This is a genomic window from Actinomyces timonensis, from assembly GCF_040702965.1.
GTDB lineage: Bacteria > Actinomycetota > Actinomycetes > Actinomycetales > Actinomycetaceae > Actinomyces > Actinomyces timonensis_A.
In genome coordinates this window covers 333,887-350,082 of the sequence record NZ_CP159989.1, presented here as the reverse complement: position 1 = coordinate 350,082, position 16,196 = coordinate 333,887, and the positions used below count along the sequence as shown (strand labels likewise).

Genomic DNA, 16,196 nt, shown 5'->3' with positions numbered 1-16,196 from the left:
GCCCCGCTCCTCTCACGCATCTTGTTCACCATCCCTCTCTTGGCACCGTTGCGTCACGCGACTATCTCGCCGCGTTGGCATACACGCCGTGGAAGGCCGCCTGAAGGTCCGAGTACGGCATCGTGATAACGGTCCGAGCCGCGCTTGACGGAGTTCCGGCGCTCCCTTCGGCCCGACGGTGACAGCGTCGTTGCTCCAGAGCGCCGCATGCAGGTCCTCGGCGCCGCCGGCAGGCCAGCAACCTCGTTGTTCGGGGCGTGCGCGCCCTCTGCCGAGACCGGTCGAAAATAGGATCGAGACCGGTCCGCGGACCGGTCTCGATCCTATTTTCGACCGGTCTCGGCAGAAGTGGGCTTCTTCTTGGCCGTTGTCTTCTTCGTGGTGGTCTTGCGCGTCGTCGCGCGCTTCTTGGCCGGCCCCTTGGCGCGCTTCTCGGCGAGGAGCTCGTAGGCGCGCTCCGGGGTCACGGTCGCCGGGTCATCACCCCGGCGCAGGGTCACGTTCGTCTCACCGTCGGTGAAGTACGGGCCGAAGCGCCCGTCCTTGATGACCACAGGGCGCCCGGAGACGGGGTCCGTGCCCAGCTCGCGCAGCGGGCCCCGCGCGGCCGCCTGACCGCGCCGGCGCTTGGGCTGGGCGAAGAGCTCGTTGGCCTGCTCCAGCGTGACGGTGAACAGCTGCTCCTCCGTCTCCAGGGAGCGCGAGTCCGCGCCCTTCTTGAGGTACGGGCCGTAGCGGCCGTTGTGCGCGGTGATGTCCACGCCCTCGGCGTCCTGCCCGACGACGCGCGGCAGGCTCAGCAGGTCCAGGGCCTGCTCGAGCGTCACCGTCGCCAGGCTCATGCTCCGCAGCAGGGAGGCCGTGCGCGGCTTGGGGGCAGCCTTCTTCGCGGTCCGCTTCTTCTTCGTCCCCGACGCCGTCGCCTCCTCCGCATCGGCGGCCTCGGCCTGCTCGGGCAGGACCTCCGTGACGTAGGGGCCGTAGCGGCCGTCCTTGGCGATGATCGTGTGGCCGGTGGATGGGTCGACGCCGAGCTCGCGGCCGTCGTCGGCGGCCCGCTCGAACAGCTCACGGGCGCGCTCGACGGTCAGCTCATCCGGGGCGATGTCGGCGGGCACGTTGGCGCGCTTGCCCTCCTCATCCTCCAGGTAGGGGCCGTAGCGCCCCACCCGCAGGGTCATGCCCTCGCCGATCTCGATGGAGTTGATGGCGCGGGCGTCGATCTCCCCGAGGCCGTCGAGCATGGCGCGCAGGCTGCGCTCGCCATCCTGGCCCGCTCCCCCAGTGCTCCCGGCGCCCTCCGCGGACCCCGCGGCATCCGCCGAGCCCGCCCCGCCGGCGCCGAAGTAGAAGCGGGTCAGCCAAGCGACCCGGTCCGCCTCTCCGGCGGCGATACGGTCGAGGTCGGCTTCCATGGAGGCAGTGAAGTCGTAGTCCACCAGCTCGGCGAAGTTCTCCTCCAGCAGGCGCGTGACGGCGAAGGCCAGCCAGGTGGGCACGAGGGCCTGGCCCCGGTGATCCACGTAGCCGCGATCGGAGATGGTGGACATGGTGGCGGCGTAGGTGGAGGGGCGGCCGATCTCGCGCTCCTCCAGGGCCTTGACCAAGGAGGCCTCGGTGTAGCGCGGAGGCGGCGTGGTCTCGTGCCCGGCGGCCTCGGCGCCGAGGGCCGCGAGCTCCTGCCCGGTGATCATGGCGGGCAGGCGCGCCTCGCGTGACTGCGCGCCCCCACCGCCGCTGCCCGCAGCGCCCGCCCCAGCAGCGCCGCCGGCCTCGCCGCCGCTCACAGCCTCACCGGCGCTGCCCGCGACGGCCTCGGAGTAGCGCTCGGCGTCGCGCCCCTCCTCGTAGGCGGCCAGGAATCCGCGGAAGGTGATGACGGTACCAGAGGCGGTGAAGGAAGCGGTGGAGAAGGTCTGCCCAGAGTCGCGCGAGCCGCCGTCGGCGGGCGCCAGGGGCACCTCCACGCGGACGGTCGCGGTGGAGCCGACGGCGTCGGCCATCTGCGAGGCGACGGTCCGCTTCCAGATGAGCTCGTAGAGGCGGAACTGCGCGCCGCTGAGCTCGCCGCTGACCTGCGCAGGGGTGCGGAAGTGGTCGCCGGCGGGCCGGATCGCCTCGTGGGCCTCCTGGGCGCCCTTGGCCTTCGTGGCGTAGACGCGCGGCTTGGCGGGCACGTACTCAGGCCCGTAGAGCTCGGCGACCTGGGCGCGGGCGGCACTGACCGCCTGGCCGGACAGGACCGTCGAGTCCGTGCGCATGTAGGTGATGAAGCCGTTCTCGTACAGGCCCTGGGCCACGCGCATCGTCTCGCGCGGGTTCATCCGCAGCTTGCGCGAGGCCTCCTGCTGGAGGGTGGAGGTGGTGAAGGGAGCGGCGGGACGCCGCTTGTAGGGCTTCCCCTCGACCTCGGCCACCCGTGGGACGGCGCGCATCACGGTCTCGGCGATGGCCTTGGCCGCGCCCTCGTGGAGGTGGACGGTACCCGCCTTGCGGGCCGGCGCCGTCAACTCGCCGCCGTCGGTGAAGTCGCGCCCGGTGGCCACGCGGCGCCCGTCGAGAGCGGCCAGGCGGGCGGTGAAGGAGCCCTCGGCGCGAGCGGCCGCGTCGAGCCCGCCCAGGACCGTGCTCAGGCGGGCCTCCACCCCCCAGTAGCCGGCGGAGACGAAGGCCATGCGCTCGCGCTCGCGCTCCACCACGAGGCGGGTGGCCACGGACTGCACGCGCCCGGCGGACAGCCCCGCGCGGACCTTGCGCCACAGGACGGGGCTGACCTCGTAGCCGACGAGCCGGTCGAGGATGCGGCGGGTCTCCTGGGCGTCCACGCGGTCAGTGTCGAGCTCGCGCGTGTTCTCCAGGGCCCGGCCCACCGCCTCCTTGGTGATCTCGGTAAAGGTCATGCGCTTGACCGGCACCTTGGGCTTGAGGACCTCCAGGAGGTGCCAGGCGATGGCCTCGCCCTCGCGGTCATCATCGGTGGCGAGGTAGAGCTCGTCGGCATCCTTGAGGGCCTTCTTGAGATGGGTGACGGTCTTCTTCTTGTCGGGGTTGACGACGTAGTACGGCTTGAACCCGTCCTCGACGTCGACGGCGAAGCGCCCGTAGGGGCCCTTCTTCTCCTTGGCGGGCAGCTCGGAGGGCTGGGCGAGGTCACGGATATGGCCCACGGAGGCCTCGACATCGAAATCGGGGCCCAGGTATCCGGCGATCGAGCGGACCTTGTTGGGGGACTCGACGATGACGAGCTTGCGGGGCACGGGGGACCTTCCTGCGACGTTGGGAAACCGGCGCGCGCGCATCAGCGGACGGCACAACCTCGACGCCCCTTGCGGGCGCCCGAGCCGACTCTAACCCATCGGCGCCCGGCGGGCCCCGCCCGGCCGGGGGACCGCCCGGAGTCAGGACAGCTGGCCGAGCGCGGTGACGATGGAGCCGATGAGCTGGTGGGCGGCGGCGGAGTCGAAGGGGAGGTCGATCGTGCGGCACTCGGCAGCCAGCGCCGCCATCGGCCGCACCTCGGGCGCGCCCTGCTGGGCGAAGGAGCGGACCTCCCGCATGTCCCGGTCGTTGGCGTCGGCCGGGTCGACGGCGCGCGTCGCGGCTTTGTCATCCACCCACTGGCGGGTGCGGCGGGTGATCCGGTCGATCTGTGGGGTGACGGCGCGCAGATCGGCGTCCAGGGACTCCGCGGCCCGGCGGGCGCGGGCGCAGACGGCGTCCATGGCGCCGACGACGGAGTGCAGGGCCTCGCACAGGTCGGAGATGGAGCCGATCGGGTCCTCCTCGCTGCCGTCGAGGATCGAGCGGGAGAAGCGCCCGACCATGAGGGTTATGAGCCGCATGAGGGCCACTGAGAAGCGCAGGTCGAGGACGCCGTCCCGTACCGCGCCCATCCTCCGCGGCAGCGCCCGCAGGGCGGGGGCGGCCTGGCCGGACATCTCGACGACGCGCTCGGCGATCTCGTCGCCGCGCGTGCGCTGCCAGGAGATGCGGGCCTGGGCGCCCAGGACGCGGCCGGTGCAGCTCAACGCGCTCGGCGACCCGGAGCATCGAGTCCCTCGTCCCCTCCAGGGAGCCCAAGAGCCTGAGGTACTCCTCGAGCTGGAAGACGAGGCGGTTGGTAGAGCGCTCGAGGTCCGCGGCGGCGCGCAGGATGTCCACGACGGGCCCGCTCACGCCGGTGGCGTCCGGGACGCGCACGCCCGCGGAGACAAGGGCGCTGACCTCCGCGGGCAGGAGGGCGCGGGTGGCGTCGATGAGCGTGGGGTAGCCCAGGCCGGCCAGCTCGGTGGCGAGCTCGACGGCGCCCATCTCGCCGATCCGGGAGCGGGAGGCGCCCCGGCCGGCGAACTCGCGCTCACGGGTCCGCACGCGGCGGTAGGCCTCCTCGATGGCGCGCTGGGCACCCTCGCGCAGGGGCTTGGTGCGCACGGAGAGGAAGCCGTCGCGGATCGGGACGATGGTGGCGAAGACGCGGTAGTCGACGCCGTCGGCGGCGCGGTTGAGGACGTAGGCGCTCACGGGTCGCCCGGCGCCCAGGTCGTCCCACATGAGCTTGAACAGGCCGGCGGGCATATCCAGGTGGCGGACGATGTTGTGCGGCGCGCGCTGGAGGCGCTCCCGCGAGTAGCGCGACAGGGAGTCGAAGGTCCGATTCGTGCGACGGATGACGCCCTTGGGGCCGGTGGTCGAGAAGAAGATGTCCTCAGGGTCAAAGAATCTCTCGTAACCGATCTGCGATTCCATCGTAGATGTCCTTTGCTGCTATCCCAGGGAGGAAGCCGACGAGCACGAAGAGACGCCGACCAGCAGGAATCTACCAACGAAGGTCACTTTTCGGACACGACTTCCCGCAAACCTCCCCAACACTGCTACCGAATCGTTATCCAAGCGGTGCGGGAGCCGTCACGAGGATCAGCGCGCCGACGGCGCGGAGCTCAGCCGAGCGCGGCGAGAGCGGCCCGGATCCGCTCGACTGCGCCGCCCAGGGCCTCGTCGTCGGTGCTCAGGTCGAGGCCCCGGCAGCGCCCGGCGAGGTTCGCCAGGTCGGTCATCTCCGGGTAGCCCTGCTCGGAGAGGGAACCGGCCTCCCCCATGAGAGCGGCCACATCCCCCTCGGCGTCCTCGCTGAGGACGGCGCCCTCGTCGGTGAGCGCGCGCAGCCAGCGCTCGTAGGGGCGGCGCGTCCGATCGAGGTCGGAGACAACGCAGGCCATGGCCGACTCGAGCTCGCCGATGCGGGCATCGACGACGCCCCTTGCCGAGTCCAGGGAGCCCAGGTCGGCCTCGAGGCCGTGCACGAGCTCGCGCATGGCGATGGATTCGTCGGCCTCGGTCCCGTCGACGACGGAGGCGGCGTAGGCGCCCAGCACGAGGGTGTGCAGGCGGATGAGCGCGGCGCTGAAGGCCATCGACTCCATGGCATCGGCGAAGGAGGCCACGGAATCCTTCAGGCCGGTCACGGCGGTGGCTGCCCACTCGGAGCGCTCGATGATCCTCTCGGCCAGCCCGGGCGCGGAGGACTCCGGATCCTCGCTTGTCAGAGTCCGCATGAGGGCGGCGGTTCGTTGGGCGCGGTCTCGGATGGACTCTGCGCCGTCGAGCCAGGCCCCCAGGGAGGAGACGACCTGGCGGAAGTCCCCGATGCGTCCCACGAGGCTGTCGCTGGAGGCCTCGACCCGGCGGGCCCCTCCCAGGATCTCGGCCGCGGGGCCCTCGGCCCCTTCGCGCGCGGGGACCCTCACGCCCTCGGCCAGAAGGCGCTGGGCCTCCGAGGCGAGGGCGGCCCGCCCGAAGGCGGCGAGGGAGCCGTGGCCGAGGGAGGCCAGCTCCCCCATCAGCAGCTCAGCGCCGTGCTCGGCGGCCTCGCGGCGGTTGGCGCCCGAGCCCATTCGCTCGCGCTCGGCGGCGCGCACCCATCCGTAGGCCTCGCCGATCGAGGCGAAGACGGCGCCGTCCAGGGGCTTGGTGCGCACGGAGACGTAGCCGCCGGAGGTCGGGGTCACAGTGGCGAACACCCAGTAGTCGAGTCCGTCCTTGGCGCGGTTGAGCACATAGGCGCCCACGGGGACGCCCGCGGCGAGATCGTCCCACATGAGCTTGAACAGACCGCCCGGCATGTCGTCGTGGCGAATGATGCTGTGCGGGGCGCCGATCATCTCCTCGCGCGGATAGCGCGCCAGCTGAAGGAATGTCTCATTCGCGGCGCGATTGACGCCTTTGCCGTCCGTCGAGGAGAAGAACACGTCCTCGGCGTCGAAGTGGCGGCTGTTCCCGATGATCGTTTCCACTGGAGCCGCTTCCGTCAGGGTGCAGGAGATCGATTCCATCCTGCCCCATCCACTTCAAGTGAGGACAGCCTGAGTCGCCCTGGAAGATGGTCACGGTTTCACAGCGCCGACACAGGGAAGGAGTGTTGGATGGGGATATGACTACTCCCGCCGAGCTCTTGACCCGAGCCGATGGCTCACCGGTCCGCGTCCTCGTCGTCGACGACGAGCAGATGCTCGCCGACCTCCTCGCCTCCGCCCTGCGCTACGAGGGCTGGGAGGTGACGACCGCCTCCACGGGCGTGGCTGCGGTGCGCGCCGCCAAGGAGATCCAGCCGGACGTCGTGGTCCTGGACATCATGCTGCCCGACTTCGACGGGCTGGAGGTCATGCGCCGCATCCACGCCCACGCCCCGGGCGTCCCCGTGCTGTTCCTGACCGCCAAGGACACGGTCGAGGACCGCGTGGCCGGCCTGACCGCCGGGGGTGACGACTACGTCACCAAGCCCTTCTCCCTGGAGGAGGTGGTGGCCCGGCTGCGCGCCCTGCTGCGCCGCTCCGGGGCCTGGGCCGCCGAGCCGGCCAACGTCCTGACGGTCGGCGACCTGCGCATGGACGAGGACTCCCACGAGGTCTGGCGCGGCGACACCGAGATCCGCCTGACCGCCACCGAGTTCGAGCTGCTGCGCTTCCTCATGCGCAATCCGCGCCGCGTGCTGTCCAAGCCCCAGATCCTGGACCGGGTGTGGAACTACGACTTCGGGGGCCAGGCGAATATCGTCGAGCTCTACATCTCCTACCTGCGCCGCAAGATCGACAAGGGCCGCGAGCCGATGATCCACACGATGCGCGGCGTGGGCTACGTCCTCAAGCCCGCCGAGGCCCAGGAGCGCTCCGACGGCGCGGCGATCCCGGCGGGCCAGGGCAGGGAGAGCGCCGGGGCCCAGGGGTGAGCAGGCCCCGCAGCCTGCGCGCGCGCCTGGTCGCGGGCGTCCTGGGCATCGTCCTCGCCATGGCCGCCGTCATCGGCGCCATCTCCACGCTCTCCCTGCGCAGCGGCCTCATCGAGCGCCTCGACAGCCAGGTGCGGGCGGCCGCGAGCCGCGTCGAGTACCGGCGTCACGGGGACGTCCCCGAGCAGGCCCTGGAGGTGGTGACCAATGAGGCTGAGGCGGATGTCGGGACGCGCTCCGCGTCCCCAGATGATGATGACGACCACCAGGTGCCCAAGGGCCTCGACGCGGCGGGGCAGCGGGCGGGGACGCTGACCGTCGTCATCGCCGGTGGGCAGGCGGGCGGCAGGACCCCGGACCCGTCCCGCGCGATCACGGCCGGCTACATCCGCGACGACGGCACCTATCGCGCGCTGAGCGCCGCGGAGGTCTCCTCCCTGCTGGACCTGGAGGACATCGGCACGCCGGTGAGCGTGCGCATCGACTCGCTCGGCGACTACAGGGTGCTCGTGGAGCACGACAGCCGCACCGGGGACAAGGTGATCACGGGCCTGTCCATGAAGGAGGACAACGACCTGGTGCGCGGCCAGATCCTCTTCCTCGGGCTCATCGCCCTGGCGGGGGCGGCGATCGCGGCGTTCAGCGGCCGCGCCCTCGTGCGCTCCTCGCTGGCGCCCCTGGAGCGGGTGGCGTCCACGGCCCAGCGCGCTGCCTCCCTGCCCCTGGCCCGCGGCGAGGTGAGCATCGACGAGCGGGTCGACGACACCGATCTGGCGACCTCGCAGGAGGTCAGCCAGGTCGGCGGGGCCCTCAACACGCTCCTGGGACATGTCGAGGCCGCCCTGGCGGCGCGCCAGCGCTCGGAGACGCAGGTGCGCCAGTTCGTCGCCGACGCCTCCCACGAGCTGCGCACCCCCCTGGCCTCGATTCGCGGCTACACCGAGCTCATCCGACGCGGGAGCGGGGAGCGGGAGGACCCTGGCGAGACCGGCGCGCCCGGAGGCGCGAGCCGAGCGGCGGGCCCGCTCGGGCTCTCGGAGGAGGCCTCCTACGCGCTGGACCGGGTTTACTCGGAGTCCCTGCGGATGACGGCGCTCGTCGAGGACCTCCTCCTTCTGGCCAGGCTTGACTCCGGACGCCCGGTGGCCCGCGAGGAGGTGGATCTGGTTGGGATCCTCGTCGACGCCGTCGCCGACGCCCGGGCGGCCGGCCCTGATCACGAGTGGTCCCTCGACCTGGCGATCTTGAACCCCCCGGAGGGCATGAGCGAGGATGAGGCCGAGGACTTCGAGCCCACTCCCGCGATCGTGGAGGGCGAGGAGGCGCGCCTGCGCCAGGTGATCGTCAATCTGCTGGCCAATGCCCGGGTGCACACGCCCGCGGGGACGCGCGTGACCACCACCCTGGAGCGGGACGGCAAGCGCCTGGTGATCCGAGTGGCGGACAACGGCCCGGGGATCGAGGAGTCCATGCGGGATCGCGTCTTCGTTCGATTCGCCCGCGGGGACGCCTCCCGGGAGCGCTCGACCGGCTCAACGGGCCTGGGCATGTCGATCGCGCTGGCGATCGTCTCTTCGCACGGGGGCGCCCTCACGGTGGAGTCGAGCACGGATGAGGCCGACCACGGGACGGCGGTCACCGTGGAGCTGCCCGCCGCCGACGTCGAGTAGGCGCCGAGCGGTCAGGCGCTGCTGTCGGTGGGGCAGCGACGACGGCGCCGCAGGGCGGTGGCGATGGACAGGGCGAGGATCGTCAGGATGATGGCGACCACCCAGATGATGATGACCTGCCATGTCTCCATGGGGGCGGGGGTGGCGCCGGCGATCTCGGCGTCGGCGGTGACGGGGTCCATGGGGACGCGCTCGCCGGTGACGAGCAGGCGGTGGGTGTTGACCCCGTAGGGGGTGCAGGTGATGAGGGTGACGAGGTCCCGGCCCGGCACCTGGTTGAGCGACTCGGTCTCGCTGGGGAGGACGACTCGGATGTCGGCGACCTCGTACTTGAGGGTCTTGCCGAGCACGAAGACGTAGAAGGAGTCGCCCTTCTTGAGGTCGGTGAGGTGGTCGAAGAGGGTGGCGGTGCCCAGGCCGGTGTGGCCGGTGAGCACGGAGTGGGTGGAGGCGCCGCCGATGGGCAGGGAGGTGCCGAAGAGGTGCCCGACGCCCTTGGCGAGGGTGTCGCTCTGCGTTCCGTGGTAGATGGGCAGGTCGGAGTGGATGGAGGGGATGACGATGCGGCCCATGGCCTCATCGAGGTTGAGCTGGCTGAGGTACTCCTGGTACTGGGGGGTGTCCGGGCGCTGGGACTCGAGCCAGGGGTCGAGGACCGGGGAGGACTCGCGATGGGCGTTGTACTCCTCGGCCGCGGCCCGCTGCTGGGCGATGACGTCCTCACCGGACTCCTCGACATGCGAGGCGTACATCTCCGCGAGGCGCTGCTGATCAGCGTTGTTGTGCTGGGTGGCGACCACGGGGTAGATGAGCACGCCAACACCGATGAGGACGAGGAGCACGGGGAGGGCCGTCATGAGGCGGCGGGGGTCCCAGCGCTTGCCGTGGCGGCGTCGGGAGTGGGAGGAGACCTCGACGGCGTCGGCGCTCCCAGGGGCCTCAGCGGCATCGATGGCCTCAAGAAGGCCTGCGTCCGGGGCGCCGCCGGTCATCTGCTCCTTGAGGGGCCGTCCGGGCCAGCGCGAGGGGCGCGACACCTCAGGCTCGGCTGACCGAAGCGCGGTGGGGGCGTCGAGGTCGATGCTCATCTGCTGCTCCTGGACGGGTGGGGGTGGGCTGAACGCGCCCCGGTGCCGGGGAGGCGGTCCCTCGCCTCCCCGGCACCGGGTTGCTCAGGCAGTGTCAGCGCCTGTCAGGGGCGATCAGTGGTTCTGACGACGCTTGTTCACGTAGGCGATGCCGGCGCCGGTCAGGACGAGGAGTCCGCCGACGACCGTGAGGAAGACGACGCCGGAGGCACCGGTGAGCGGCAGGTGGAAGCCCGCGTTCTTCGGGACGTCGGTGACGTCGACGGCCTGCGTCTCCTGCTTGTCATCCGCGGAGGCGGCGAGGATCCGGAAGGGGACCGGCTCCGCCTGGAGGGTGTAGCCATCGGGGGCCTTGGTCTCGACGAGGCAGTAGTAGTCGGCGTCGGTGAGAACCTTGGCGGCGCCGTTCTCCCAGTCGTTGGCGCGCAGGGCGTCGATGACGACCTTCCCGTTGGTCTCAGTGGTGAAGGTCGTCTGGTTCTTCACGGTGAGGGGCGTGATCGCGGCGTCAGCGGTGTCGGAGTCGGTGAGCGTCGGCTTCGTGGACTTCTGACCGTCCCAGGAGCACTGGTAGACCTGGAACGACGCGCCCTGGAGCAGGTTGGCCGTGTCCGTGCCCTTCTTGCTCAGCTCGACCTTGCCGTACTTGCTCACGACGGGGTCGGTGCTCGGGACGTTCGCCCCAGGAGTGGTCGGCTTGTCCTTGTCCCAGTCGTATTCGGGGGAGTCGGAAGGGATGAGGAAGGCGGTGTTGGAGATACCGCCGTCGAGGCTCGTGCCCGCGGCGAAGGTGGCGGTGAGGACCACCTGGACCTTCGTGGTCTTGTCACCGTTGGCGCGGGCCGTCGCGATCTTGGTCAGGCCATCAGCGGTGAGCTCAACCGTGAGGTAGTTCTTACCATCGGCGCCCTCAGCGACGGTGACGGCGCAGTCGGCGCCGACCGCGAGATCGGCTGCATTCGTCCCAACGATCGCGACGCGCGGGTTGAGCTGATCAGCGCCCGTCCCCTTCTGAACACGGGGGTCGAGCTGATCGATGACGTTGAACCGCTTTATCTGCTCACCACCGGCGACATTCACCTTCGGGATGGCGGCATCAATGGTGTACTCGATGCTGTTCCCCGACCCAGAGGCCTTTCCGGTGTCCACGACCTTCTTCTCGATGCCGGAGAGGGTGTTCTTCGGGTAGACGTGGACGTCGTAGTTCCAAGCGTTGGTGCTGCCCGGGCTCGTCATCGGCAGGGTGACGATGAAGTCCGCGCCGGGAATAGCGCCCTTGACGTCCTCGACCGCGCCTCCGCGGTGGACCTTGGCCCCAGCGGTGCTGATCTCCTGGACGAGATAGGCTCCGACGTCGGTCTTGGCGGCGTCAAAGACGAGCTGGCCGTCGGCCCCGGTCTTGCCGTCGAAGGTCGTCGCGGTCTTGTGACTCCCGGAGGCCGCCGTGTTGACATCGCCGTTCGCGGCCGCGAGCCGGGTCCACCCCTCCTGAGTGCTCAGGTCGTAGTCGAGCCTGGTGATCTTGTAGGTCACGCCCTCCATGGCATTGCAGTCAGCCGGATCCTGCCGCAAGCCCGTGCCGGCGGCAGTGCCATTGGCATCCGTCTGCTCGCACTTGTGAATGGTGAGCGTCGTGTCAGCATCCTTCTGAACGGTCGCCGCAGCGGGCTGATTCGGGTCAGCGGGGGCTGCCAGCGCGGTCGGAACGACAAGCGCGCCCGCCGCGCAGGCGGCGGCGAAGAATCCGGCGCCCGCGCGAATCCTCTGGGAACTCATGGTATCTCCGATATCTCGTGGATGAAGGGATAGATGGGGAACCCAGCCCCGGGGAAGGCTGAGCCATTACCCTCATCGAGACGCGTTCCGACGCCTGATGAAGGAGAACATGACGAGTGTACAAGCGGCACCAATAACTAATACGGCCACAAGTGCATTCGGAATAATCCCGTGACCACCGGACAGGGGCAGTGAGGCCGTCTCAATATCCTTGATCGTCAAGGTATTGGTGATCCCGGCGGCGGCATCCGAGGCGGATGCCACGGCGGTGGACACGCCGAGCTCATTCCCGTTGAGCACGGTGATATCCGTGTCAGTCACGCGAATGCGCACCGGACTGGCCAGGAGCTGGTGCCCGGCCGGCGCCCTCGTCTCCACGAGCCAGTACTCGCGGTTGACCGCCAGGGGCGCCGTGGTGAAGACCCCGCGGTCTCCCCCGGCGTCCACGACGCCGTCGGCGATCTTGGCGGCGCCGGGGGCGGAGGGATCGCTGGGGTAGATATCGAAGGCGGCACCCGCCAGATTTCCCTGGCTGCCCGTCTTGACGATGGTGAGCGCCCGCTTGCCCGCATCCGGGGAAACGGAGGAGCAAGCAGCCTCATCACCGCTCTTGCCCGCGTTGTCCTTGCCCGCCTCGAAGCCCAGGAGGTTGAGGAGCCCGTGCTTCGACACGAAGGCTCCGGCGCCGTCCTTCGAGCAGGCAAGGGCGGATTCGTCATAGTCGGCGGCACCGGGGTCGACGGTGACGTTGAACGTGAGGATCCATGTGGCGGTCTCCCCCGGGGCGACGGACCGGCCGGACGTGATCTCGTAGGAGCCATCGCCCTGGGCAGCGACCGGCACGGGGGCCGCGCCGGCACCCTCGGCGAGCGTGGCGCCCGTGATCCGCAGGCCCGGCGCGAAGTCGGGGCGGTCGAGCACGCGGCCCGTGGAGGATGGCAGGGCGCCCATGTTCACCACGGAGATCCGGTAGGACACGTGGAGCGCGCCCCCCTGGCCGCTCGCCTCGCTCTCCACGGCCTTGGAGAAGGCGAGCCGCTCCTTGGCGCTGACGCAGCCGGTGTTGTTGCTCCCGCCGTCGGTGTCGCCCGTCATGGACACGGCGTTGACCAGTCCGGAGGGCTTGCCATCGGCGCGCGTGGCGCCACAGGCGTAATCGGAGGCGGTGTAGCCCTGAGCATTGGGATCCACCGTGAAGGCGACCTGGACGGTGAGGACGCGGCCGCCCCCCTTGCCACCGGGAGCCGGGGCCGCGGCGAGCTCCCCGCCCGTGTTCTTGGCGGCCAGGGTGACCGATCCGCCAGCGGGCACGGCACCGCTGGTCGAGGTCACGGCGCCGGCCTCGCTGACCGTGATCGAGGAGATCGTCGCGCCGGCGGGGAAGGCCGGGGTGTCGACGACGTCCTCGACGATCCTCGAGGCCACCTGCGAGGTGTTGGTGATGGTGACGGCGTACCCGGCGGTGAAGGAGCCGTCAGCGCCCCGTACCACCTCGGTGCCGGTCTTGGACACGGCGAAGCGCGGCGTGGCGGGCACGATCCCGCAGGCGCTGGCCCTCACGGCGTCGGCGTCGCCCTTGGTGGTGACGCCGGCCTCGTTGCGCACAGCCTTGCCGCCGTCCACGGCGGTGGCGTCACAGGTTCCGCCCGCGCCGATGCCGGGGAGCCCGGCGTCGGGGGCAGTCACATTGACCACCACGGTGTAGGCGTGCGTGGCGCCGGCCGCGAGCTCGACCTCGCCGGACCGGTAGGAGAAGGCGGGCGCCCGCGCCTCCACCGGCGCGGCCAGGGGGCCGCCGCTGATCCTCACGGAGTTGATCGTCGTGCCCGCCGGGGCGGTGGGCGCGTCCGTGAGGGAGTAGGTCAGGGCCGTGGTGGTGGAGGGGTTGGTCACCATCACGCGGTAGGTCTGGTCGTAGCTGGGAAGGCCGTTGACATCCTCAGCGCGAGCCGAGCCCTCGAAGGTCTTCGTCACGCCCGCGTGCGCGGCGAGCGCGTTCGTGATGCCGACGTTGACGGGGCCCGTGCCCGCGGGAACCGTGAAGGACGCCCCGCGGTCGGCGTTGCCGGCGGCAGGCGCGGTCGGCACATCGACGGCGTCGTCGGAGACGTGGAAGCCGACGGGGGCGCTCCAGGAGAAGGCGCCCGATCCGGGGGCCTTGAGCCAGGCGTCCTTCAGCGGCTCCTCGGTCACCGTGCAGGTGGCGCCCACCGGAACGGGGTTGGACTCCACCCGGTTGCCGCCGCTGGTGACCGTCGCGGTTCCGCTCACGGGCGCGCCGCCGGGCTTGGCGCAGGAGTAGGCGACCTGGAAGGCCGTGCGGTCGGTGCCGTCGCTCGCGCCGGTGATGACCTTGGAGAAGGACAGGGAGCGGGCGGCGGGCCGCTGGGTGGCCGTGCACGTCACCCTCGCATTGGCGGGCATGGAGACCTGGGAGTCCTTCACCGGCACGGGCTGGGAGGTAGCCGTGTTCACGCAGGACCACTCGGCACCACCGTAGCCCTCCACCGTGGAGGTGGACAGGATGTAGGAGCCGGAGGTGACCCTCGCGTTCGTCACCGCGGCCGATCCGGTGGTGCCGGTGATCGGCGCGCCGCCGCCCTGGGCGCGCGTGGCGGTGAGGGTCCACTGGCCCGGGGTCGCGGAGCCGCCGTCGACCTTGTTGACGAGGGTCAGGTGGAAGTTCGCCACATACTCGTTGTGCCAGGTGCAGGTGATCGCCGCGTCGTCCAGGCTGCGGGCGAGCTCGGCCTCGTCGAGCCGGAGAGTGCCCGCGGCGAGATCCACCGCGCCGGACTGGTCGAGGCGCTGGCCGTCCTTGCGCATGAGCGGCTTCTTGTCCGAGCCGTTGGTGCAGGTCACCGCCGTCAGCCTCCAGCCCGAGCGCGTCGGGGAGTAGGCGGGGCTGGCAGCCTCCTCCTTGAGCGTGGCGGCGTCATTGGGGGTGAGGAGCTCATAGCGCCTCGGATCCGTGGCGGCGCCCGCCTCCCCCCAGCCCGTGGGCTTGAGAGCCGACGGCGTCCCCCAGGACTGCGCGCCCCAGGTGCCGGGGGCGGAGACGTTGGAGAAGGAGAAGGAGGGGATCGCGGTGCTCGCCCGGAGGGAGTCCGCCGCGTCCACCTCCTTCTTGAGGGTCACCGGGCGCACCTGCTCCAGCGATCCGTAGAGGCAGCCGTAGGTGGTCTTGCCGCCCTCCTGGGTCAGGAAACGGCCCTCCAGGGCGGCGGTGGCGACGTCCGAGCTCACCTTGCAGGTGGCGTTGGCGCCGTTGTTGACGAGGCCCCACAGGCGCAGCTTGTAACGGATGCCCGTGCCCGGGTCCGTCCACGATGTCGTCGAGCGGTCGGAGGCGATGGTCAGATGGTCGACGGTGCAGTCCCGGCCCTTCTTGTCGTAGTAGCCCCGGCCCTTGCCGAAGGTGAGCCCGCCGATGGAGAAGTCATAGCGAACCGCCTTCCTGGTGTCCACCCGGCCCTGCGCGTTGAACGCGTACTTGTATGGGCCGTCGACGGATGCGGGACCGATATTGCCACTGGCGTCCGCCGCGTACTTCGTGGGCGCATCCGGGGCCTCGCCGAGGGTGATCTCACCGTTCTCGTCGAGCTGGGTGTAGCACTGGGAGTTCGAGGTATCGATCTCCTTCCAAGGGAATTTCTCCCTGATCTCGCCCCCGGCCATGCTGATCTCGAGGTCACCGTAGTAGGTGGTCCCCGGGCCGGTCTCCTTACCCGGATTGGTCACATCGTCACCGAAGGTGGTCACGTCGGTGTTGTAGTGGCGCAGGGTTCCCACGAGGAAGACGTCGCCCGCGTCGACCGCAGCGGAGGGGCCGGGCAGGAATCCCATGGAGGACTGCAATCCATTCGGGGACTCGCCCCGATATCCGATCGGGCAGGAGTCACTGTCCGTGCCGTAACCGACTGCGGCGTACTGACCAGACGCCCCGGTAACCGTGCCGGTGGAGTAGCCGGCGCCCTGCGGCGAGTAGCGCACGCAGGTGACCTCGGCCGCCACCTCCTGCGGCGGGCGCCCGGCGAGCGGGCCAGTACCCTCGACATTGCGCACGTCGGACAGTGTCGCCGAGATCTGGCCGATCGGCACGGCGATCCGCGGCTGGGCGACCTGCGCGCCCGCGCCGGACCACGTGGCGGCGGTGACGGCGGCAGCCAGGACCATGGCGGCCGCGCACAGGAGGGCGAGAAGTACCGCAGAGCGTTTCCGAGCATGGCGTGCCGCGTAGACGGATCTGGCGAGCATGGGGAGCCGTTCTGTTAGGGACCGGGGGCCACCGGGGATGCGGCACCGCGATGGCGTGCTCGAACGAGTCTAGACGCCCCTATTCGCCCCCAGCGCCAGAGTTTGCCGGATCGGTACATCACAATGCCGTCTCATCGGAGTCGCAGAACTAAACGTGATTCTGCGGCGCCTTTCCAACGACCT

General features: G+C 70.5%; 8 protein-coding genes. 2 read left to right on the top strand and 6 right to left on the bottom strand.

Features of this window, described 5'->3' with window-relative positions:
* Positions 1-323: 323 nt before the first annotated feature.
* The 3 genes from topA to ABXS69_RS01475 all read right to left on the bottom strand — a co-directional run bounded on the left by topA (position 324) and on the right by ABXS69_RS01475 (position 6,290).
* A complete protein-coding gene (gene topA, locus ABXS69_RS01485; RefSeq protein WP_366180855.1) occupies positions 324-3,257 on the bottom strand; it encodes a type I DNA topoisomerase in 2,934 nt (977 codons plus the stop codon).
* Between the two features lie 141 nt (positions 3,258-3,398).
* On the bottom strand, positions 3,399-4,028 hold the full coding sequence (locus ABXS69_RS01480; RefSeq protein WP_366180854.1) for a hypothetical protein: 630 nt from the start codon (positions 4,026-4,028) through the stop codon (positions 3,399-3,401).
* Between the two features lie 909 nt (positions 4,029-4,937).
* The gene (locus ABXS69_RS01475; protein WP_366180853.1) at positions 4,938-6,290 is read right to left on the bottom strand and encodes a PAS domain-containing protein; all 1,353 of its coding nucleotides are present in this window, start codon (positions 6,288-6,290) and stop codon (positions 4,938-4,940) included.
* 137 nt (positions 6,291-6,427) lie between these two features.
* Between ABXS69_RS01475 and ABXS69_RS01470 the strand changes: the two genes are divergently transcribed.
* Both ABXS69_RS01470 and ABXS69_RS01465 read left to right on the top strand, forming a co-directional pair.
* Complete coding sequence (locus tag ABXS69_RS01470) at positions 6,428-7,222, top strand: response regulator transcription factor (RefSeq protein WP_366180852.1); 795 nt, start codon at positions 6,428-6,430, stop codon at positions 7,220-7,222.
* Positions 7,219-8,892, top strand: a complete 1,674-nt coding sequence (locus tag ABXS69_RS01465) for a HAMP domain-containing sensor histidine kinase (RefSeq protein ID WP_366180851.1) — start codon at positions 7,219-7,221, stop codon at positions 8,890-8,892. Before ABXS69_RS01470 ends, ABXS69_RS01465 begins: the two co-directional genes overlap by 4 nt.
* Positions 8,893-8,903: 11 nt before the next feature.
* Here the strand turns inward: ABXS69_RS01465 and ABXS69_RS01460 are convergent, their stop codons facing one another.
* The 3 genes from ABXS69_RS01460 to ABXS69_RS01450 all read right to left on the bottom strand — a co-directional run bounded on the left by ABXS69_RS01460 (position 8,904) and on the right by ABXS69_RS01450 (position 16,013).
* Positions 8,904-9,980, bottom strand: coding sequence for a class C sortase (locus tag ABXS69_RS01460; protein ID WP_366180850.1), 1,077 nt, complete (start codon positions 9,978-9,980; stop codon positions 8,904-8,906).
* A 114-nt stretch (positions 9,981-10,094) separates the two neighbouring features.
* A complete protein-coding gene (locus ABXS69_RS01455) occupies positions 10,095-11,756 on the bottom strand; it encodes a SpaH/EbpB family LPXTG-anchored major pilin (protein WP_366180849.1) in 1,662 nt (553 codons plus the stop codon).
* 72 nt (positions 11,757-11,828) lie between these two features.
* Positions 11,829-16,013 carry a DUF5979 domain-containing protein gene (locus ABXS69_RS01450; RefSeq protein WP_366180848.1) on the bottom strand — a complete coding sequence of 1,395 codons (4,185 nt, stop codon included), beginning with the start codon at positions 16,011-16,013 and terminating at the stop codon, positions 11,829-11,831.
* Between the last annotated feature and the right edge of the window lie 183 nt (positions 16,014-16,196).

What these genes read in the sequence shown, in the direction of transcription:
- ABXS69_RS01470 (WP_366180852.1), top strand. Translation starts at nt 6,428, where the DNA reads ATGACTACTCCCGCCGAGCTCTTGACCCGAGCCGATGGCTCACCGGTC.
- ABXS69_RS01460 (WP_366180850.1), bottom strand. Translation starts at nt 9,980, where the DNA reads ATGAGCATCGACCTCGACGCCCCCACCGCGCTTCGGTCAGCCGAGCCT.
- ABXS69_RS01455 (WP_366180849.1), bottom strand. Translation starts at nt 11,756, where the DNA reads ATGAGTTCCCAGAGGATTCGCGCGGGCGCCGGATTCTTCGCCGCCGCC.
- ABXS69_RS01450 (WP_366180848.1), bottom strand. Translation starts at nt 16,013, where the DNA reads ATGCTCGCCAGATCCGTCTACGCGGCACGCCATGCTCGGAAACGCTCT.